Origin of the sequence: Rubritalea sp. (assembly GCF_051252225.1) — a bacterium.
Lineage (GTDB): Bacteria > Verrucomicrobiota > Verrucomicrobiia > Verrucomicrobiales > Akkermansiaceae > Rubritalea.
Genome location: NZ_JBPOGE010000007.1, coordinates 107,083 through 128,331, shown reverse-complemented (window position 1 = coordinate 128,331; position 21,249 = coordinate 107,083). Strand labels below are relative to the sequence as shown.

Here is a 21,249-nt window from a genome sequence, read left to right as displayed (position 1 = left end):
CCCTTTCTAACGGGCATACTTTGGGTTTGAAGTTCCCTCAGCGCGGTGCTATTCAAAAGTTCTCTAGGCGATTGAATCAGCTCTTTGCTGAGGATTTTGTTAATAGCCAGCTCACCTCGTGTGGGCTGGCTAAATTTTTATCGTCTACTGACAAGCCTCGCACTCTTCACCATTCATCATGGCTTCGAGGCTGCACGCTTGCACTTCAGCAGCGGAATACTGCTTTTTCGGCGCTGCGGCTCCTGCTGCAGCTGCACCGGCGGCGGCGACACCGCGGGTTTGCTTCTTCACGTCGATAGTGGACTTCTCGATACCTGATGCGCCTTGTGAGCGGAGGTAGTAGGTGGTCTTGAGACCGGTAGTCCATGCACGGCGGTACATGTGCGAGAGTGTCTTGATGTCTGGAGTCGCGAGGAAGAGGTTGACCGACTGTGACTGGTCGATCCATTTCTGGCGGCGCGCAGCGGCATCGATGACGGCCTCGAAAGGTACGCCGAAGACGGTGCGGTGCTTCTGCTTGATGCTGTCTGGGATCTCGTTGATTTCATCGAGCTCACCATCGAAGTACTTGAGCTGGTCGAGCATTTCGCGATTCCAGAGGCCTTCCTTCTTGAGGTCGGTCACGAGCTGGCGGTTGAGTACGAGAAAGTCACCTGAGAGGTTCGACTTAACGAAGAGGTTCTTATAGTTCGGCTCGATACATGGAGTGGTTCCCATGATGTTCGAGATGGTAGCGGTCGGCGCGATGGCGAGAACATTAGAGTTACGCATGCCGTGCTTAGCGATTTTTTCACGAACAGGAGTCCAGTCCATTTTATTGCCACGCGGGACATCTATCTTCATGCCGCGTTCGTCTTCGAGAATCTGGACAGTGTCCTGAGGCATGAGGCCGCGGTCCCATTTAGATCCTTTATAGGAAGAATAGGTGCCACGCTCAGCTGCCACGTCTGATGACGCGCCGTAAGCGTAGTAAGCGATGGCTTCCATGAACTCGTCGTTGAACTCGACTGCGGCATCCGATGCGAATGCGAGGTTCTTCTTATAGAGTGCATTCTGAAGTCCCATGACTCCCATTCCGATAGGACGGTGGCGGGAGTTTGCGGTCTTAGCGGACTCTGTAGGGTAGAAGTTAATGTCGATCACATTGTCGAGCGCACGGATACCCACGGTGATGGTCTCCTTGAGCATGTCGTGGTCGAGCGAGCCGTCTTCGCGGATGTGATTGTCGAGAACAACGGAGCCGAGGTTACAGACTGCTGTTTCGTCTTCTGAAGTGTTGAGAGTGATCTCAGTACAGAGGTTTGACGAGTGGATGACACCGCAGTGGTCCTGTGGTGAGCGCAGGTTACATGGGTCCTTAAAGGTGATCCACGGGTGACCTGTCTCGAAGATCATTTTCAGCATCTTCTTCCACATCTCGATAGCTGGCTGCTTCTGTGACCAGATTTTCCCAGCTTCTGCCATTACTTCGTATTCAGCGTAGCGACGCTCAAATGCCTTACCGTAGAGGTCGTGGAGGTCTGGAGTCTCGTTCGAGCGGAACAGTGTCCAGTCTTGGCGGGCTTCCATGCGCTTCATGAAGAGATCTGGAATCCAGTTCGCTGTGTTCATGTCGTGACAACGGCGACGCTCGTCACCGGTGTTCTTACGCAGCTCGAGGAAGTCTTCCATGTCATTGTGCCATGTCTCGAGGTAGGCACAGCCTGAGCCGCGACGCTTACCACCTTGATTCACTGCGACGAGCTGGTCATTGTGCAGCTTGAGGAATGGGATCACGCCCTGGGACTCACCATTGGTGCCCTGGATGTAGCCGCCAGTACCACGGACTGCTGTCCAAGAACCGCCGAGACCGCCCGCCCACTTGGAGAGGTAAGCATTGTCTGCGATACCACGCTGCATGATGGACTCGATGGAGTCGTCGACCTTGTAGAGGTAGCAGGAGGAAAGCTGGCTGTGGAGTGTGCCGGAGTTAAAGAGTGTCGGAGTGGAGGAGCAGAAGCGACGACCTTTGTAGAGATTGTAGAGACGCACACACCAGTCTTGCTTGTCTGGTCCGTCTTCCTTGAAGAGGCCCATGGAAACACGCATCCAGAAGAACTGAGGGACTTCGAGGCGGCGCTGCTTGCCCCCTGTCTTGTCGATCACGAGGTAGCGATCATAGAGTGTCTGAATACCGAGGAAGTCGAAGTCGAGATCCGCTGTAGGGTCGAGCGCTTCAGCGATCTGGTCGAGATCATAACGACCGTCGATAATCTCTGGGCTGTAACGCTTAATCTCGACACCGTGCTTGAGGTTTCTCTTGAAAGCATCGACGTGTGCGGCCTTGAGGCCTTCGATTCCGTCACGTAGGATGTTCCAGTCGAGCACTTCCTCGTAGATGTAGGAAAGGAGAATGCGGCCAGCGAAGAGCGAGAAGTCTGCGTCTTGCTCGATCAGTGTCTTGGCATTCAGCGTGATGGTCTTCTGCAAACCTTCTGCGGTGATTTCTGTGCCAATAGAGCGGCGGAGTTCGCGCTCAATGTCATTTTCCGAAAGGCAAAGATCGAGGCCGATGGAGGCAAACTGAATACGTCTCTTGAGTTCGGTGCCATCCCAGAAAATGGAGTTCCCGTCTGCAGTAGTGACCACCACCATGGAGTCCTGCTGTGGGTCTTCCACTGGGAGTGCGTCTTCGTCAGAGCGAGTGGCTGCACGCTCAGCGCGGTAGAGAACGTAGTGAGCGGCGATCTTGAAGTGACCTGCACGCATGAGTTCTTCCTGGACGATGTCTTGGACGTCTTCGATGTGGATGAATGCTTTTTCCTCAGTACGCACACGCTCAGTAACCGCATGAGCGACTGCTGCTGCTGGTGAGGCGTCTAGGCGCATGGTGAGGAATGCCTGACGGACTGCGTTTTCGATCTTAGTCTCGGACCATGGAACGACGTTGCCATTACGGCGGATGAGACGGACAGTGAATGGCTCGTTAGAGATCGCGGAGACTTCGATAGAACCGTTGTCAGCAAGCGAGCGGTTGAAAACGAGCGACTTCGCTACATCGTGTGCGTCATTTTCAATCAGCGCTTTTTCGATGAGTAGGAAGAGGTCGGTCTTGGTGAGCTTGAGCTGGCCACCGTCGATGACTTGCTCGATGAGAGACTCAGCGACGTTGTGCGCCACATTGGAAACGAAGTGGCGGTTTTCATCGTTATAAATATTATCTTCAGCAGCTTGACGCGCCAGTAGAAGGTCAGTGAGTGCACCACCAATAGTGTCCGCAACGTCTGCGAGTGAGAGTTCGGATTCATCTGCTCCGTTGACCACGATCACCTGCGACACGCTTTGGGTGGAGGATGATGCGGAAAGCTGATCGCGCCAAGCGAAGTCAGGCTTTTCGGAACGAGGGCGGGTCACGACGTTTTTCAGTGCGACGTCTTCTTCGAGTGTTAGGTTGCGGTACATTGGTTGGTGGCGTGGGATTTTTTGGTAGTTAGAAGGATTTCGGGAAAAGATCATTTCCCCTTAGGAAAAAGGGTAGAGGATAAAGGAAAAAGTGTTCTATTGGCGGGCTTGGAGGGAGCTGATGAGGGCTTGAAGCATGGCTGAGATTTCTCTGGTTTCCTGGATGATGGAGGAGCCAGCACTGAGTGAATCTTGGCCGGTGCTCGTTCTTATTCTTTGGGCTATGTAGAGTTGGGTTCTGAGTTCGGCGCAGGAGGCTTTGGCTATGCGTAGAAATCGGATATATTCTGGAGTGCTGACCCTTTCTGAACCTTCGGCGATATTGGAAGCTATAGAAACCGCAGCGCGCTGCATTTGGTCTTTTAAGCCATAGTCCTTTGAAGAATGAAGCGTGGTATAAACATCGACTGCGAGCTGGCAGCTGCGTTTCCACACATCTAGTTCTTCAAAGTTCTTAACACTCACATCTTTATCCTTTTGCCTTTCATTCTTTTTCCTTCTTAAATGCTTCGCATTTTAGAGGTCATCGTCGTCGATTTCTCCTAGTGCTGAGGCTTTTTGGTATTCTGTGACTCGGCCTTCGAAGAAGTTTTGTTCCTTCTTGATGTCCATCATTTCGGCGAGCCATGGGAATGGATTTGATGTGCCACCTTCGACCAGTGGTTCTAGACCACATGCGATGAGACGACGGTCGGCGATAAAGTCGATGTAGAGCTCGAACTCATCCATGTTGAGACCGACGGCTGCTACTGGGAGACAGTCGCGGATGAATGCTTTTTCGAGGCGGATGCCTTCGGCCATGGTAGCGCGGAGGTCCTCGCGGAACTCGGCAGTCCAGATCTCTGGGTCCTCGTCGATGAGGTCCATGAGGAGATTACGCAGGAGCTCGATGTGATTGGACTCATCGCGCAGCGTGTAGCGGAACATCTGGCCGATGCCTGGGAATTTGTTCTGGCGGTAGAGGCTGAGAATCATGCCGAAGAGGCCGTAGAACTGTGTGCCTTCCATGACCTGACCGAACATGAAAATGTTACGTGCGAGGGCCTGCTTGTTCTCCAGCTTAGACATGTCCATGTCACGGCGAAGGCCGCGGCTGTTTGAAACTACGAAATTGGTCTTATCCCTGATAGTCGGGATGTCTTCGAGCATGGCCTCACACTCGTGTGGATTGATCCCGAGGGATGAAACCATATAAACGAGCGAGTCTGCGTGGATATTTTCTTCGTGGCCGTGACGGCGGAAAACGAGGTTGAGCTCAGGTGCGGAAACGAGCTCGCGGATCACGTGAATCACATTATCTCCTACGATACCTTCTGCTGCGGAGAAGTAGCCGATCCCCATCTTGATGATCCAGCGCTCCACATCTGTGACCTCATCGCTACGCCACTGCTCGACATCTTTCTGCATGCCGATGTCTTCAGGCTCCCAGTGGTTCGCGCGCATGTTTTTATAAATCTCATACGCCCACTCGTACTTGAGTGGTGCTAGGCCGAAACCTTTTGGAGTGGTGCCATTGATCACGCGCTTGCTGGAGAGAATCTGCTCAGCAGCATCGGAATCGAGAGTGATGGTGGCGTCGCCTAATTGTGTGGTGGTCATTGGAGAAGTGGGAAGTTAAAAGGAGAAAGGAAAAAGTGTTTTAGATGAGAAGAGGACTTGGGGCATTTGGACTTTATCCTTTTCCCTTTTTCCTCCTTTAAAATGCTACGCATTTTAAAGGTCGTCGTCTTCGAAGTCTGAGGTGGTTTGGTTCGTGGCTGCTGAGTGGATGTTGTGCGCTTCGCTCGGGAAGAAGATTTCATCGAGCCATGGCATTGGTGAGCCAGCGGATGCTGGGCCTAAGCCGCATGAAGCAAGGCGGTGCGCTGCGACGTGGTCGATGTAGCTGCTAAGCGTATCAGTATCGAGACCGACACTGGACGCGCCAGGAAGCTTGGCGATGAATTCTTTTTCAAAAGCCACTGCTTCAGCCATGACAGAGACTAGTTCGTCATCAAACTCAGCAGTACGGATGTCTGGATTTTCCTGACAAAGCTCAGCGAAGAGCTTGCGGAAGAGCTCGCAGCGGAAACCGGCATCGCGCAGCAGCTTGCGGAAAATTTCGGCAACGCCGACTAGCTTGCCAGTGCGTCCCATTTCTAGAACCACGCTGTAGAGACTATAGAGCTGCAGGCCTTCCATGCACTGACTGAAGAAAAAGGTGTTCTTAGCAAATGCCTGCTTATTTTCGAGCTGGGTCATGTCGACACTGCGGTCGAGCTCGACGAGATGCTTATCAGTCAGCTCCTGCATGTGAGCAGCTACTTCTGTGAACTTATTGGTGCAAGTGATTGGATTGAGCCCCAATGAACTGAAAATGTGGACTAGCACGTCCTGCTGCGTGTTCTGCTCGTGGACATAGCGGCCGAATACTAACTTCAGCTCAGGCGCTGTGACGATGTCACGGATAGTGTAAATTTCTTCTGCACCAGTGATTTCACCGGATGTGGCCTGATAGCCCATCAGCATTTCCACGGCTTGCTGCAGGTCTTCTGAGAGTGACGCCCACTGTGCTGCGTCTCCTCGCAGTGCCACATCTTCTGGCTCCCAGTGGTTATTTTTCATCTCGCGGTACAGCTCATATGCCCATTGGTACTTTAGCGGGAGAATGTTAAAAAACATGGTGTCGCGACCATTGATGACTTTCTTTGCGGCATAAGCTTCTTGAGCTTTTGCTTCGTCGATTTCGAAGGTGCGATCGCCTAGAGTGACTGTGGTGGTGGACATTGAGTAATGAGCAGGAAATAAGTGAATATTGAAGAGTGAGAAGGTCGTATCACACCCATCATGGGCGCCGCGCTGAGCATTACAGACACGTTGGCGAATATGCATGATCTCGCCCCTATTGGTCAACGTCATTTTATCTCATGTGGTATACACAAATTATTCACAATACCACATGTTGTGTATTGAGTGAAATTCATCCTTTTGCTGAATCGGCCAAAAATAACGCCAACCCTTGAAGTTTCTAGGATTAAGGAGGATTTTAAAGGGGTGGTCAAAATGACACAGTCACCACCGCTTGGGTCTAAAAAAAAATCGGATTGTTAGAGTCTCAAAATCGCCACAAATAATTTTAAAAACTCCTGTCTTTAGCAGTAGGAATGTGCAGCCAAGCACCAGCAATCGCGCATTTATCGTTATAAATTTCAAAAAAAATCATACGATGGGTGCGATTTCACGCACCGCCAGCCAACTAACTCTATCGGCGCACTCCGCGGAAGCGGCTCTCCATAGGGTCGCGCTCCTCGTAGGTGGAGTCATCCTTATAACCGAGAACTCCATGACGCTTAAGGTTTTTGATAAACACTTTAGTGTCTTCACTGACTTCCTCATCTGCAACTAAAGTCCCCAACAGCCCGTCGCCATCACTAAGCCCATTGAGCGTCTTGTCCGCGGAATCCGCAAAATCACTGACCTTCTTCGCAGCATTCTTGAACTCAGCAAGTGTCGCAGGTAACTCCTCGATAGCTGGACCAATATGCTTCACCTCATCTCGCACCACATCAAAAGTTTCCTCGGCCGAATTCGCGGCAGCTCTCACTGAAGCAATCGCTTTTTCAATTTCGCCCACCGAAGGCTCTAGCCCATCCCCTACATTTTTAAAACTAGCAGTCGCATCCTCAATATTCGCGAGCGACTTCCTGATAGCATCTAGGTTTTCTTCCCCCAGCACGCCCTGATTTACTTTTTCCAAAGTCTCACCGAGCCGACCAGAAACCGTGCGGATGTCATCGAGCGCCGAATCAAACTTTAGCAAGGAAGTCCGAGCATCGCGCATCAGCTTACGAGCATCGCGAGCTACAGATTCTGCATCAGATTGAAGCCCATCTAGACCTCCAGCGGCGCCACCAGTCACAGCATCGCCATCTGATAGTAACATATCCTCATTGCGTACTTCAGGTGGACGCACCACGATCATTTTATCTCCTAACAAGGAAATAGATTCGATCTGAAATTTTGATCCATCATAAATTTTCACCCGGTCATCGAGACTGAGCATCACCATCACCGTGAGATCATCTGTCAGCTCTGGCGCTGTGAGAACATGACCAATCTTAGCTCCACCCATACGTACTTCACTACCCTTGATCAGACCAGAAGCGTCTTGGAACTCCACGCTCACATAATAGCTATCTCCCTTGGTTTCACCCAAACGCCCAAACTGCACAACTAAGGCACCGAGCGTAAGAAGACCGACTAACACAAAAAGGCCGACGAGAGTTTCGGGGCGTTTTTCTTTGAGCGACATGGTTGTATTTTTGCTGAGTTTCTATGAGAAGCAAGGAAAGACTCGACTCTTAGTCCCAGGCCTCGCCCGAGCGCCCATGGACAAAGTTACTTAGCTCTGGATCTGAACTCTCTTTTAATTCCTGCGGAGTCCCCTCCCAGTAGAGTTTCCCTTCTTTTAGGAAAATGATTCTATCCGCGATGCGGAAAACTGAGCGCATCTCGTGCGTCACAATCACATTGGTCATCTGATGATCGCGCTGCAAGTCTTTCACCAAATGATCGATACTATCCGCGGTGACGGGGTCGAGCCCAGCATGTGGTTCATCGAACAAAACACAAGCTGGCCGGTCAACAATGGCTCGCGCCAGAGCCACGCGCTTGCGCATGCCACCAGAGAGATCCGACGGCATTTTAGATTCTTGCCCTGGCAACCTCACAATATCTAACGATTCGCAAACGAGCCGTTCGATTCTAGCCTCATCTTTTTCGCCTCCCATACGAAGCGGGAACGCAATATTTTGCCCCACAGTCATGGAGTCAAATAAAGCACTACTCTGAAACATCATGCCCATCTTACGGCGGATCTTTCCAAGTTGGCGCTCGGACATATTCGAAATATTTTCACCCTCTACTATCACCTCACCTGAATCAGGAGAGAGCAGCCCAATGAAATGCTTCATCAAGACAGACTTACCTCCACCTGAACCACCTAATAAAACAAGAGTCTCACCCTTATAGACTTTAGCAGTAACTCCCTTAAGGACTTGTTGCTCTCCAAAGCTTTTGTGAAGATCCTTAACTTCTACGAAGATTTCTTTTTCTGTGGGCACAGCTGCACGCTATCGGCTTCTCATCGATTTGTAAAAAAAGAAAAAGCCCAGTAACGCTTCCGCTACTGGGCTTTTAGAAAATGAATGATCGCCTTACTGCACGTAAGCAAGTGTCGAGGCGGTTGCATCGATCTCCGCATCGTGCGATGCGAGCTCACCGATAGTGTCCCACTTACCATTGATCAATGCTTCACGTGCGCCATCTGGCATTTCCATTTGGAAAACAGTATCGCCGAAAGTAACCGTCTTGGTTTCGAGGTCAACTGCGACCTCTTGCGTCGGATCGCCTGCAACTAAAGCCATAAGCTTTTCGTTATCGCCTAACGAAAGAGAAACACACGGCATGCCGAGGTTGGTCGAATTCCCAAAGAAAATTTCTGCGAATGAAACACCAACAATGGCGCGGAAGCCAAAGCGGCGGATCGACTGCGGAGCGTGCTCACGAGAAGAACCACAACCGAAGTTCGGCCCTACGACCATCACGGAAGCGCCTTTATACTTAGCAGCATCGATTGGATGATTCTTACTAACGCCGTCTTCCTCGAAGCGTTCGTCGTAAAACATGCCTTCTGCGAGATCATCGAAGGTCACACATTTAAGGAAACGCGCTGGTATAATGCGGTCAGTATCTACATCTGCACCCGGCACAGGAACTGCCGTGCCTACCACTGATTTGATTGCTTCGATTGCCATAACGCTGGCGACCATTCCCCAGACTCAGCCGAAAATCAAGCCTGCATAAAACCTAAGACGTAAAACTTAAAACCAGGGCTGTGCCCTTAAAAAAGGCGAGGCCTCCAGGGGAGAACCTGAAGACCTCTATACAATTCACTCTGCCGAAGCAGAGCTTCCATGCGGTTTGGCAAGGACAGCCATGCCTCAGAAAATAGACTTTGTCTACTAGATTCCTAAAATCTGCATTCCGAGCGTGATTACAATAGGCATCGAGACAAAACAAACAACGGTCGTCGCTACCACAGCCTGCACCGCCACTTCAGGCTTTCCGCCGTAGTGCTTGGCTAGCACGATCGGGAACATCGCGGCTGGCATCGCGGCTTGGATCACGATGACCTGCTTTAGCTGAAGTGAGATCGGCAAGAAGTATGCTGCGCAAATCATCAGCGCTGGCAGAATCATCAAGCGCACCAGCACCGAACCGATCGCCACATTCCAAGCAAAGCGTTCTTTTTGCAGCAACTCCATCAATCCTGCGCCAATCACAATCAATGCAATCGGGATAGCTGCTGCTCCGAGCGTCTCAAGCGACTTCATAGGAGCGCCTACAAACCAATGGTCGATTCCAATAAAATTAATCAACAGCCCAGCGATCACCGCGATCACTGGTGGCTTGAGAATCAAATTCCATGAAAAGCTCTTATCCCCTTTCATCAAAGCGACACCCACCGTCCACATGGCAAGCTCAACCCCCACGTTATGGGTGAACAAAACACCCAACAATCCATCATCTGGAAACATCGTCAATAACAGCGGAATTCCCATGTAGCCGTAATTTTGAATCCCATTGCACACACCAAATGTCCGCTTTCCATTGCCGCGAGACATCCCAAACACCCCTGCCAAAAAATACGCAATCGGCAGGCTCACTAACAGGCTCGCACAGCCAAAGCCCGCCACTGTTGCTACTTCACCAATGTTATCGAGAGCATCATTGCCAATGATATTAGCGAGTGTAAGCGCTGGGAAAAGCACCTGCACCACCATTTGCATCATCCCGTGCTCCACTTCAGCGCGCAGAATATTAAACTTCCTTAATATCGCGCCCACTCCAATCGCGACAAGGACAGGAACAAGCGCTTGGAGTACTAACATCGATTGGCTCACCCGCTGAAGTTATCTCAGACCCACCAGATGACAAGCGCTCTCAGCGTCAGCACCTCTAAACGATGAAAAATACTGGGCTCATAATTTGTCGTAGCGCACTCGGCTAACCCGCCCACCTAATTTCTAAGCTCAAAAACCCTACAAAACACTCAAGCTACCCTAACAAATCACCAGCCCTTTTACTTAAGGTAACTTAACCAAAAGCAACTATTCACCAAGGACTTAACTTGAATGCGAAAAAGCACCTAAAAGTGACAAACAATTTCTTGCCAAAATAACGGTAGACTGTTACCACCCGCGCGCTTCATCTCACGCCGCCGCAAAACAACGAGAAACTCAGACGAAGCAATCCCCATCGCGGCGGGGTTTCTCAAAAAACACAGAGCTCCCCTGATTCAAGGGCAGACATCCAAATATATGATAAACGAACTTATCCAAGACATGGTAGACGCTGGCGTTCATTACGGACACCAGACCCGCAAGTGGAATCCGAAAATGAAGCCTTTCCTCATGAAGGACAAAGGCGGCATCTACATCATCGACCTCGAGAAGACTGTTCAGAATCTCGACAAGGCTTCCGATTACCTCACTGACCTCGCTGGCAAAGGCAAGAAGATCCTCTTCGTAGGTTGTAAGCGCCAGGCGCAAGAAGCAGTGAAAGAAGCAGCTGAAGCAGCTGGTCAATTCTACGTTAATCACCGTTGGTTGGGTGGCACACTCACTAACCTTACTACTATCCGTCGTTCTGTTGAGCGTCTCAAGTACCTCGAAGACATTGAGAAGCAGCCAGAATACAAGGCAATGTCCAAGAAGGAGCTCGCAGCTCTTTCCCGTGAGCGTGGTAAGCTTTTCCGCAACCTCTGCGGTATCCGCGACATGGAGAAACTTCCTGACGCAATCGTTATCGTTGACTCAGCACGTGAAACAATCGCAGTAGCTGAAGCACGTCGCCTTAACATCCCAGTTATCGCTATCGTTGACTCCAACGCAGATCCATCCGTTGTTGACTACCCGATCCCAGGTAACGACGACGCTATCCGCTCTATCCGTATTCTTCTCCAGAACCTCGTCGATTCAATCGTCGTAGGAACAAAGGACTAATACGTCACAGAGAATCACTTTCACTGCGGGGCAATAGTCCCGCAGTATTTCTATCCAATCTTATTTTATAGAATCTAAAGATCATGGCTATTACAGCATCCGCAGTCCAAGAACTCCGCAAGCTCACTTCCGCAGGGATGATGGCTTGTAAAAAAGCACTCACTGAAACAGAAGGCAACTTCGAGGCAGCAGCTAAGCTCCTCCGCGAAAAAGGCGAAGCTAAACGCTCCGACCGTTCTGACCGTGAAACTTCCGAAGGCATCGTAGCAGCATTCGTTTCCCCATGCGCTAAGACAGGTGTTCTCGCAGAAATTAACTGTGAGACTGACTTTGTTGCTAAAAATGAAGCGTTCCAAGCATTCGTTGGCGAGATCGTTGAAGCGATCGCTAATACAGAAGCGGCTGACGTAGAGTCAGCAATGCAAGTACCATTCGGTGAAGGCACTATCGAAAACGCACTTGGCGCTAAGTTCACTGAGCTCGGCGAAGTAATCAAGATTTCTCGCCTCACACGCTTCACAGCAGAAGCTGGTGCAGCAGCATCCTACATCCACATGGGTGGCAAGGTTGGCGTACTCATCGAAGTTGCTACTGAAAAAGCAGAAACTACTTCTAACGCTGGCTTCCAGGAGCTTGTTAAGGACATCACACTTCACGTTGCAGCGGCTAACCCTGCTGGCCTTACTCGCGCAGACATCGACGCATCTTCTGTAGAAGAAGAAAACGAGATCAACCGCAAGCAGCTTATCGCTGAAGGCAAGCCAGAGCAGATCATTGACCGTATCCTCGAAGGCAAGATCAACAAGTTCTTCGGCGAGCAAGTTCTCCTCGAGCAGTCCTTCGTTAAGGACCCAGACATTTCCATCACTCAGCTTCTCGAAGCTAAGAGTAAGGATCTCGGCGACACACTTAAGCTTGTACGCTACGAACGCTTCAGCGTTGGTTCGTAATCAGCAACCCACCTTTTAAAGCCCCGTTCAACCCTGAGCGGGGCTTTTTACTTCTCAAGGGCACAATCAACAGACACACTCTCTAGCACTATGATGGCGAAAAAAACTATCTCGATTTGCATCCTCCTTTTCCTTTTCTCACTCATCGCAATGGCGGGCATCTATGTATGCAAAGTGCTCAATATGATGAGCGTTGTTTAGGTGACCCCACTTCGACCAAACTTTTAAAATTCCGGCGCGGATCCCCGTAGCCGGACTTTTTGTTTTCATACCACCTGAGAAAATTTGATAGGCACTTAAAATTTTCCGCGTACCACTCAACGAGCACGTCTTAGCTCACTCTCTATATGAAACATTTCCTCAGCGCAGCTATCCTCATGGTGTCTCCCATGCTAGCGGATAGCCTCCCCATCATCCCTATGCCCGTGCAGGCCGAGAGGAATGAGGGATCTTTCCGACTCCACGATGGCCTCTCCATCCGCTATCAAGCTGAGCTGCAGAAAGAAGCGCAAATGCTTGCTCAAGGCATCGAAAACGCCACAGGCATCAAGCCAAGGCTAGTCGACTCAAAACTCCGGATTGCCCTCCAGCACCCTATCGAGCTCAGCATCATCGAAGACGGAGGCACCAATGAGGCGTACAACCTAGAAGTAACACCAATGGGTGTTCAGATCACCGGCTCTGATGCAGCGGGCACCTTCTACGGCATCCAGTCCCTACTCCAGCTTATCCCACTCGACGGAGAGAAAACCATCCCCGCCTGCTCTATTCAGGATAGCCCACGTTTCAGCTGGCGCGGCATGCATCTAGATGTCGCTAGCCACATGTTTCCAGTAGAGGACATCAAGAAATTTATCGACTGGCTCGCCTTCCATAAGCTCAACTCCTTCCACTGGCACCTCACTGATGACCAAGGCTGGCGGATTGAAATCAAGCAATACCCAAAGCTCACTGAAATTGGAGCCTACCGCAAGTCCTCGCCACCGTACCTTGATCGCTGGGGAGCTGACGGTAAACGCTATGGTGGATTCTACACCCAAGAAGAGGTCAAAGAAGTGGTCGCCTATGCCGCGGAACGCCACATCAATGTCATTCCTGAAATAAGCATGCCCGGCCACATCGAAGCCGCTTTAGCTGCTTATCCAGAGCTAGGTAATAACGACATCAAGGGCTACGCGCCTGAAGTCAAAACCGTCTGGGCAGACCACCCCGGAGGACTCTCTCCAAAGGAAGAAACCTTTCAGTGGATTGATAATGTCCTCAGCGAAGTCTGCGCCCTTTTCCCATCCCCTTATATTCATATCGGGGGCAACGACTCCCCTAAAGCACAGTGGAAACAGTCTAAAATAGCGAAGTCTGTCATCCAACGCGAAGGCCTCAATAATGAAGAAGAACTCCAGTCCTACTTCTTTAATCGAATCAGCGAAATCCTCAGAAAAAAAGGGCGTAAGCTCCTTGGCTGGGATGCCATCAATGAAGGCAACCTCCCGCCTCAAGCAACCCTCATGATTTCACGCAACTCTGGCTTAGTAAACACCGCCATTGAAAATGATCACGACGTGATCATGACTCCAGGCGCGCACACCAGCTTCGACCACTACCAAAACAACCCGGCGATAGAACTAAGTAAAGGCCCCTCCTACGAATGCGTCGGCGGCTACCGCCCCATTCAAAGCGTCTATAACTTCAATCCTATACCCGAAGCATTCCGTGGCACCGAAAAGGCCAAGCACGTCCTCGGTTGCCAAGGACAACTCTGGACGGAATACATGAAAACGTGGGACAAAGTAGAATACCAAGCATTCCCACGTATCGCAGCTCTTGCGGAAGTCGCCTGGTCCCCACAAGAGACTCGCCGCTACCCAGACTTCCTCAAGCGCCTTAAAGAGACCATGAAGCGCTACGCCAAGGCGGGAGTCAACTACTTCGACCCCCTCAACCCCGGCGAACTTAAGACCCGTAAAGGAGCCTCAGTCGAAACCAGCCTCACATTCGGCAAAGACATTCCTGAATACGCAGTCATCGGCAACAAAAGATTCGGATTCTTATCCAACCGACCCGCAAAAAAAGGAGACTATTTCACAGTCCATCTACAAGACTCCACCCAGGGCCTTATCACTGTCACCACCGGTGGCAAAGGCAGGAAATCTGGTAGCTTCCTCATCTCTGGAAACCTCGAAGTCTCCACCGATGGCAAAACCTGGTCAAAGATTGCTGAATTCAAAGACGGTAACGCCTCCGGCAATGCCCCTGCCGGCACCAAACACATCAAGGTCTCGATCACAGCCGACCATAAAAAGTGGCTCACCATCGAAGAGATTGATTTCCAGTAACAACTGAGATCTAAGATGAACGGTAGGTAGATGAGTGTGATTTAGTCAGCCAAGCTCACTAATCATTGTTTAGCCTAGGAACGCCAACAACAAATACACTTGGCCAAAGGCCAAGCTCACTTCTACAACTGCGGCTCTATCAACTTCCCAGCCCAAAGCTTCGGTCGTTCAGCCCAACTATATCCAGTATCTTCCATTGTCATTTGCTGACTTTGCTTAAGGTCCCGCTCAAACACCGCGCGCTGCACTGCAGCAAAGCTCTCGCTCAGCACATTCACATTAAGCTCATCATTAATGAAAAATGTTCGATCATCAAAATTCCCAGAGCCTATGATAGAAAGCGCATCATCCACCACGATCAACTTCCCGTGTAACATGCATGGACCGTATTCATAAATGCGGACACCAGCGGCGAGCAACTCAGGCCAATGTGAACGCGAAGTCAAACGCACCACAGGAGTGTCTATCTTATCATTTGGTAAGATAATATCCACTTCCACACCTCGTGCTCGCGCCCTCAATAAAGCTTTTCTCAACTCCTTGTTAGGCAAAAAATAGGCGTGCTCGATCAAGAGCGATTCCTTAGCAGAATCAATCGCCAATAAATAGCTAGCACCGAGCGTATCACCCCTCTCTTGAGGAGCGCCTAACACCGCCTGAGCCCGCATTTTACCCACTTTACTTAAAGGAGGGAAATACCCATCACCACTGAGCTCTACACCAGTCAGCTCTTTCCAATTATCGTTAAAGGCATGCTGAAGATCAGCAACCACGGGCCCGCGCAAACAATACATCGTATCGCGCCAACGCCACTCCTTTTCCACATCTCCATCCCAACAATCAGCGTAACCAGCTCCACCTGTGAAAGCCACTTTCCCATCCACCACAAGAATTTTTCGGTGATCCCTATTATTCCCATGCAATGGGCGAAAATAATTAAATGGGCGGTAAATCTCCACCTCAACCCCCGAATGCCTCAACTTAGCCAAGTAACGCTCATCAATCTTACGCGAACCAATCCCATCAATGACAAAGTGCACCTTCACTCCTTTTTCGGCACGCTCAGAAAGCGCCATCACTAGGTCGTAGGTCACCACCGCATCAACCGCCACGAAGGTCTCGAAAGTGATCGTCTTCTTAGCAGACCGGACCGCCTCTAACATCGCAGGAAAGTACTCAGCTCCATTCACCAGTGTTTCCACCTCATTCCCCTCAGACCAGCCCGCCATACATTGAACCGCAGAGTCCTCGCGAAAACCCTTTTCATACACAGCAGGAGCGCTGGCTCCCAACTCTGCATACACACTCGGATCCAGCTTCGCGCAGGAGCTGATACAGCAGACAAGAAATGCTGTTAGAAGGAGTTTTATGTAGCCGTTCAAAGTGAAAAAACGCTATCGAACAGCCTCTCCATTTGCAATCTACTTCACACGATAATGACCAGTAATAGGAAAGCCGAACAAACAATCCTCGAGCTTGGCACCCGCTCCAATATTATGAATCACGAAGGGAACTCCATCCGCATTTAGCTGATTGCTGACAATCATAATATGCGGCAGCCTGCCCGCTACAGTGCATGTCACGATATCCCCAGGTTTGTAATTCTTAGGATGCCTCTCGACCTCCAAACTCCAGCCCATTCTGGTGAAATACCTTTTCAGGTTCGGCACCCTTCGATGATCAATATTTTTATCCGGCCGCTTAAGCCCCCAGCTTTGTGGGTATTTCTGGAAATTTTCCTTCATATCGTCATGCACTAGCTGCTGTAAATCCATCCCCCAGGCTTTACGCATCGCTCGGATAATCACATCAGTACACACACCCTTTTCCACTGGGATATCACCCATCGGATACTCTAACGCAGCATAAGAGGGATCATATTCTACAGTCTTCCCTATCTGCCAGCTCGCCGCATCGACCAACTGCTTTGGCTTCCCGGAGACTTCAACCGTGGTGACTTCTCCACATGCCACGCACGTGTAAGCGATAATAATTAACCCGATGATTCTCTGTAACCTAGACCACATAACTCAGCCCTTATACTCAACGGAACTTAATCCACAATAAAAACTCAGAAGTGGTAAGGCGCCCCCTCCAGCGAAAATTTACGGCAATCCGTAGACAGGCATGGCGGGCTCGCTAAGTACGCCGCTATCTAAAGGCGCGTTAAAGCCCTCAAAGCTCGACCCTCTACTCTAACCCTTTCGCCAAAGGCGAAATTTATACCAGCCTAGGCAAGAGCCACGCGACAGCCTAGGAACGCCAACAATAAAAAGACCCATGGCTGAAAGCTGTAGTCAAAACCTCAAACTCACTGCCGCAGGACTCTGAAGGCGCTTCAACAGTAATCCTTGAAGCTCAGAAACTCCTCAAGAATTGGAACATCTGCAGGTGCCAGCTGGTAGTCTTTCACTCTCGCTGGCCTCACCCACACTATCTTCTGATGCTCGAGAGCAACTGGCTCACCGAGGCATTTACAAAGAAAAGGAATCAACCGAATCGAAAAACCATCGTAATGATGCACGACCGGCGTCAGAGCATCACCTACCAGAGTCATACATCCCAGTTCCTCTAGTAACTCGCGCTGCAACGCTAAATTCTCGGCCTCACCGGCATCTACCTTACCACCAGGAAACTCCCACATCCCAGCTTGAGCTTTCCCCTCAGGCCGCTGACAAAGCAAGAGCTCACCCTGTGAGTTCTCAATCAGAGCACAAACAACAGGAATCATCTTTAGATAAGTAGGAGTGTCGCTTCTTCGACGTCCAGAGGAATTCGGAGAGTGGTCCTCAACATGCTTATAATAGCCCGCACTCAAATATCGAGGTCAGACTATACACAAGTCGGACACCACCTGAGTGGCATCCCGACCAAATTTAAATCCTAAAACGGGATATCATCATCTTCGCCTTCAAATTGAGGCATTGGATTCGCAGGGGATGCCCCCTGTTGCGGCGGAGCTGCTGCTTGCGCTTGTTGTGGAGGTCCCGCCTGTTGCTGTGGAGCTCCTTGCGGCGGTCGCTGCTGACCTCCACCACCATTTGCGCCACCACCACCGACAAACTGCATATTCTCGCCAACTACTTTAAGACGACTACGCTGCTTTCCCGTTTGAGTGTCCTGCCACGTATCTAACTGAAGGCGACCTTCAATAAACACGCCTCGACCTTTCGCTAGGTACTGCCCGGCAAGCTCTGCTGTACGCCCCCAAAGCGTCACATCCACAAAAGTGGTTTCATCCACCCACTCTTCGCCTTGCTTCACACGGCGATTACAGGCCACACCAATATCAGTGACTGCTGTACCTTTAGGAGTGTATCGAACTTCGATGTCACGGGTCACATTGCCCATGATCATTACTTTATTAAAACTAGACATGTTGGGAGGGACTCTAAAAAGAAAATCCCTACTCGACAATAGAAAAGCCAAGCAGGGATGAAATCATTTTTACCACCTCGGTTTGAGGTGTCGATCGACTGGAATTCTAACGGATCACCGTTAGAAAATTATCCAAGACGACGGTATTGGTGCATGTAGATGCCAGCGACAAGGTCGAGAGCTTCTTTGATGTCTTCGATAGCTTCAGGAGCTGCGTCGAAGAAGTAGTTTACGTAAACACCGCCTTCGATTTGGCGCGCGTTGTAAGCAAATGTCTTACGACCAAGCTGCTTCACTTCGTCGAGTGTCGCACCATTTGCTTCGATTACCTTGCCTACTTCGCTAACGAATTCGTCAACGGAACCTTCTTTACCTTTGGTGTCGAGAACGACAAGACCTTCGTATTTTCTGCTCATAATTTTCAGTTTCTATGATTTGTTTTTGACGTTATACACGTTTGCAGCGGCTTCCAGCCCATCTGATAGCGCAAGCTGCACAGCATCAGCTGCTCTTGCAAGCGCGTTTTCCATTTCAGGCTTTTCGTCAGGAGTAAACCTCCCGAGTACATGCCCTACCATTTCTCCAGGTTTGGGGCCACCAATGCCGACCTTCAATCGAGGGAAATCATCGCTACCGAAATGCTGAATCAGTGATTTGAGTCCGTTGTGCCCTCCTGCTGAGCCACCTTTACGAAACCGTAAGGAGCCCACTGGGAGAGAAACATCATCAAAAACCACGAGCACTTCTTCTGGCTTCCATTTATAGAAGCGAAGCGCGGATCCTGCTGAAATACCACTTTCATTCATAAATGTCTGTGGCTTCATCAGCAGCGCCTGCGGATGCTTTGCGATATGTGATTTCCACTTGAGATGGTTCACAAATTGAGCGCCTGATCTGCCAGAAAGAATGTCGAGGACATCGAACCCAACATTATGTCGGGTGCCTTCGTATTTTCTTCCTGGATTTCCCAGGCCAATGACCAATTTGATTGCCACTTGTAGTGAAGGTCCGCTAGCTATTAGGAAATGGAGTTATCCACCAGCCAGCGGCAAAAGTTGCTATGAAACGTCAGTGATTAATTAGTCTTCTTGAGCAACACCAGCGGACTTAGCTGCACGTGTCATTGCGACGAGTGCGATAAGAACCTTGTCATGAAGAGTTGGAGTAACACCTTCTGGGAACTTGACGTCACCAATAGTAAGAGACTCAGAAAGCTCGAGACCTGTAACATCAGCGTTGATTGTTTCAGGAAGATCTTTCGGAAGAGCCTTCACCTTGAGAGTGTGAACGAGCTGCTCGAGAGCACCACCAGCTTTAACACCCTTAGGCTCACCGAGGAGAACCACTGGAAGTTTTGCTGTAAGAACTGTCTTTTCAGTCACTGCTAGAAAGTCAGCGTGAAGAATAGCACCAGAAAGCGCGTCGAACTGGAGATCCTGAAGGAATACCTGTTGTGGAGCGGAACCTTCAACTTCGAGGTTGAGAAGGATCTGGGATGAAGGTGATGCCTGAAGGAGATCTTTGAACTCCTTAGCATTTACCTTAACGTTCTTGTTTTCGGTTGCACCGTAAACGACGGATGGGACGAATCCCTCGCGACGCATTGCATTCAACACGCCAGAACCTGTGCGCGCGCGCTCAGTTGCTTTGATTGTTTCAATAGCCATTTTAATTATTTTATATAGAAGTTAGACATCGCCCAAAGTTACTTTATCAGACGTTTCTAGATGCGGTTTGTCCTGTGGAAAAATATGGCTGGTAGGTTGGTGAGATAATAACCTTTCCACAGGCCGGGCGCGGGTGGTAACGCCCTGAGCACGAATTGTCAATCAGAAAGCCACACACCTTTGGAGAAGGGAGAAGTGAGATGGGGGTGGACACCCTGCGACTCTACCTTGCACTCATCATGGCTAAAGAATGCTTATCTGCAACAGGGAAGGTAGGGCGGGCTCATCACAGAGAACTCAACCATCCTGAAACTTAATACATATACTACTAGCGCCATAGGCGCTTCGCCTACATATCAAACAGCGAAGTCACGCTCTCACCATTATGAATGCGACGCATCGCTTCACCGAAAAGAGGGGCTATCGAAAGTGCAGTGACATTGTCACCATAGGCTTGAGGGACAGAGTCGGTAGTGATCAGATCTTCGATCACAGAATCTTCAATCCGCTTGCGTGCAGTCTCACCGATTACAGCGTGTGAGACACCCGCAAAAATACGTTTGCAGCCACTCTCCTTCAAAATTTTTGCAGCAGCACAGAGCGTACCACCAGTCTCGGTCATATCATCGATCAAGAACACATCCTTACCTTCCACATCACCTATCACCTGAGTCGCCTCAACACGGGTTGCACTCACACGGTGCTTAGCAACGATTGCAAGATCCGCTCCGAGAGCATCAGAATAGGCACGTGCATTTTTCACGCCACCCACATCAGGAGAAACCACCGCTAGATTTTTACCATCTACGCCACACTCTTCCTTGAGGTATTTCACCATCACTGGGCGCGCGTAGAGGTGATCTACAGGAATATCGAAAAACCCCTGGATCTGCGCTGCGTGAAGATCCATAGTAACCACTCGGTTAATCCCGGCGGCGGAAATCAAGTTAGCAACAAGCTTCGCGGTGATAGGCACGCGAGACTTATCCTTACGATCCTGTCGAGCGTAACCAAAAAATGGCATTACCGCAGTAATCCGTCCCGCAGACGCACGACGTGCAGCATCAGTCATGATCAACAGCTCCATCAAATTATGATTCGTTGGAGGGCAGGTTGGCTGTACAATATAAACATCCTCACCTCGAATATTTTCATTAATTTGCACGAGAGTTTCCCCATCAGGGAACGCGTCCACTATCACATCAGCAACAGAAGTTTCGAGATGAGAAGCAATATTCTCTGCTAGCTGATTGTGCGCTGAACCTGCAATGATTTTCATAAGATCGTCTGCAGCTTGAGCAGCAATCTCACTACAGTCAATCACTCACACGTCTAAAAAGAGCGAAGAGGGAAGATACAGTTAAATCGCATGCCAGCTTTCGTCAAAAGCGAAATTTATACTAGCCGCGACCGGCGCTTCGTTCCAGCTGCAGGA

The 21,249-nt window shown here is 50.1% G+C and carries 19 protein-coding genes; 3 read left to right on the top strand and 16 right to left on the bottom strand.

Features of this window, described 5'->3' with window-relative positions:
- Nucleotides 1–144: 144 nt before the first annotated feature.
- The 8 genes from ACSHX2_RS08865 to ACSHX2_RS08830 form a co-directional block, all read right to left on the bottom strand.
- Nucleotides 145–3,441: a ribonucleoside-diphosphate reductase subunit alpha gene (locus tag ACSHX2_RS08865; protein ID WP_435692669.1), complete on the bottom strand. Its 3,297-nt coding sequence runs from the start codon at nucleotides 3,439–3,441 to the stop codon at nucleotides 145–147.
- Nucleotides 3,442–3,537: 96 nt separating this feature from the next.
- Nucleotides 3,538–3,906: a four helix bundle protein gene (locus tag ACSHX2_RS08860; RefSeq protein ID WP_435692574.1), complete on the bottom strand. Its 369-nt coding sequence runs from the start codon at nucleotides 3,904–3,906 to the stop codon at nucleotides 3,538–3,540.
- A gap of 51 nt (nucleotides 3,907–3,957) precedes the next feature.
- Nucleotides 3,958–5,040: a ribonucleotide-diphosphate reductase subunit beta gene (locus ACSHX2_RS08855; protein ID WP_435692573.1), complete on the bottom strand. Its 1,083-nt coding sequence runs from the start codon at nucleotides 5,038–5,040 to the stop codon at nucleotides 3,958–3,960.
- 114 nt (nucleotides 5,041–5,154) lie between these two features.
- Nucleotides 5,155–6,312 carry a ribonucleotide-diphosphate reductase subunit beta gene (locus ACSHX2_RS08850; protein ID WP_435692572.1) on the bottom strand — a complete coding sequence of 386 codons (1,158 nt, stop codon included), beginning with the start codon at nucleotides 6,310–6,312 and terminating at the stop codon, nucleotides 5,155–5,157.
- A gap of 370 nt (nucleotides 6,313–6,682) precedes the next feature.
- Entirely contained in the window at nucleotides 6,683–7,732 is a 1,050-nt protein-coding gene (locus ACSHX2_RS08845; RefSeq protein WP_435692571.1) for an MlaD family protein, read from the bottom strand.
- 49 nt (nucleotides 7,733–7,781) lie between these two features.
- Entirely contained in the window at nucleotides 7,782–8,543 is a 762-nt protein-coding gene (locus tag ACSHX2_RS08840) for an ABC transporter ATP-binding protein (RefSeq protein WP_435692570.1), read from the bottom strand.
- A 93-nt stretch (nucleotides 8,544–8,636) separates the two neighbouring features.
- Complete coding sequence (gene leuD / locus ACSHX2_RS08835; protein ID WP_435692569.1) at nucleotides 8,637–9,236, bottom strand: 3-isopropylmalate dehydratase small subunit; 600 nt, start codon at nucleotides 9,234–9,236, stop codon at nucleotides 8,637–8,639.
- A gap of 207 nt (nucleotides 9,237–9,443) precedes the next feature.
- Nucleotides 9,444–10,373: an AEC family transporter gene (locus ACSHX2_RS08830; protein WP_435692568.1), complete on the bottom strand. Its 930-nt coding sequence runs from the start codon at nucleotides 10,371–10,373 to the stop codon at nucleotides 9,444–9,446.
- A gap of 429 nt (nucleotides 10,374–10,802) precedes the next feature.
- Here ACSHX2_RS08830 and rpsB point away from each other — a divergent pair, with 429 nt between their 5' ends.
- The 3 genes from rpsB to ACSHX2_RS08815 all read left to right on the top strand — a co-directional run bounded on the left by rpsB (nucleotide 10,803) and on the right by ACSHX2_RS08815 (nucleotide 14,769).
- On the top strand, nucleotides 10,803–11,486 hold the full coding sequence (gene rpsB, locus ACSHX2_RS08825; RefSeq protein WP_435692567.1) for a 30S ribosomal protein S2: 684 nt from the start codon (nucleotides 10,803–10,805) through the stop codon (nucleotides 11,484–11,486).
- Nucleotides 11,487–11,569: 83 nt separating this feature from the next.
- Nucleotides 11,570–12,436: a translation elongation factor Ts gene (gene tsf, locus ACSHX2_RS08820; RefSeq protein WP_435692566.1), complete on the top strand. Its 867-nt coding sequence runs from the start codon at nucleotides 11,570–11,572 to the stop codon at nucleotides 12,434–12,436.
- Nucleotides 12,437–12,783: 347 nt separating this feature from the next.
- A complete protein-coding gene (locus ACSHX2_RS08815) occupies nucleotides 12,784–14,769 on the top strand; it encodes a beta-N-acetylhexosaminidase (protein ID WP_435692565.1) in 1,986 nt (661 codons plus the stop codon).
- Between the two features lie 122 nt (nucleotides 14,770–14,891).
- Here the strand turns inward: ACSHX2_RS08815 and ACSHX2_RS08810 are convergent, their stop codons facing one another.
- The 8 genes from ACSHX2_RS08810 to ACSHX2_RS08775 all read right to left on the bottom strand — a co-directional run bounded on the left by ACSHX2_RS08810 (nucleotide 14,892) and on the right by ACSHX2_RS08775 (nucleotide 21,093).
- Nucleotides 14,892–16,151 (bottom strand): phospholipase D-like domain-containing protein, encoded by a 1,260-nt coding sequence (locus ACSHX2_RS08810; RefSeq protein WP_435692564.1) that lies wholly within the window; start codon nucleotides 16,149–16,151, stop codon nucleotides 14,892–14,894.
- A gap of 39 nt (nucleotides 16,152–16,190) precedes the next feature.
- A complete protein-coding gene (locus tag ACSHX2_RS08805; RefSeq protein WP_435692563.1) occupies nucleotides 16,191–16,796 on the bottom strand; it encodes a DUF1287 domain-containing protein in 606 nt (201 codons plus the stop codon).
- A gap of 311 nt (nucleotides 16,797–17,107) precedes the next feature.
- The gene (locus ACSHX2_RS08800; RefSeq protein ID WP_435692562.1) at nucleotides 17,108–17,500 is read right to left on the bottom strand and encodes a (deoxy)nucleoside triphosphate pyrophosphohydrolase; all 393 of its coding nucleotides are present in this window, start codon (nucleotides 17,498–17,500) and stop codon (nucleotides 17,108–17,110) included.
- A gap of 152 nt (nucleotides 17,501–17,652) precedes the next feature.
- Nucleotides 17,653–18,147 (bottom strand): single-stranded DNA-binding protein, encoded by a 495-nt coding sequence (gene ssb / locus ACSHX2_RS08795; protein WP_435692561.1) that lies wholly within the window; start codon nucleotides 18,145–18,147, stop codon nucleotides 17,653–17,655.
- A 128-nt stretch (nucleotides 18,148–18,275) separates the two neighbouring features.
- Nucleotides 18,276–18,563, bottom strand: coding sequence for a 30S ribosomal protein S6 (locus ACSHX2_RS08790; protein ID WP_435692560.1), 288 nt, complete (start codon nucleotides 18,561–18,563; stop codon nucleotides 18,276–18,278).
- A 12-nt stretch (nucleotides 18,564–18,575) separates the two neighbouring features.
- Nucleotides 18,576–19,142 (bottom strand): aminoacyl-tRNA hydrolase, encoded by a 567-nt coding sequence (gene pth, locus ACSHX2_RS08785; protein WP_435692559.1) that lies wholly within the window; start codon nucleotides 19,140–19,142, stop codon nucleotides 18,576–18,578.
- An 84-nt stretch (nucleotides 19,143–19,226) separates the two neighbouring features.
- Nucleotides 19,227–19,814, bottom strand: a complete 588-nt coding sequence (locus ACSHX2_RS08780) for a 50S ribosomal protein L25 (RefSeq protein WP_435692558.1) — start codon at nucleotides 19,812–19,814, stop codon at nucleotides 19,227–19,229.
- A 349-nt stretch (nucleotides 19,815–20,163) separates the two neighbouring features.
- Nucleotides 20,164–21,093, bottom strand: coding sequence for a ribose-phosphate diphosphokinase (locus ACSHX2_RS08775; protein WP_435692668.1), 930 nt, complete (start codon nucleotides 21,091–21,093; stop codon nucleotides 20,164–20,166).
- Nucleotides 21,094–21,249: the final 156 nt, after the last annotated feature.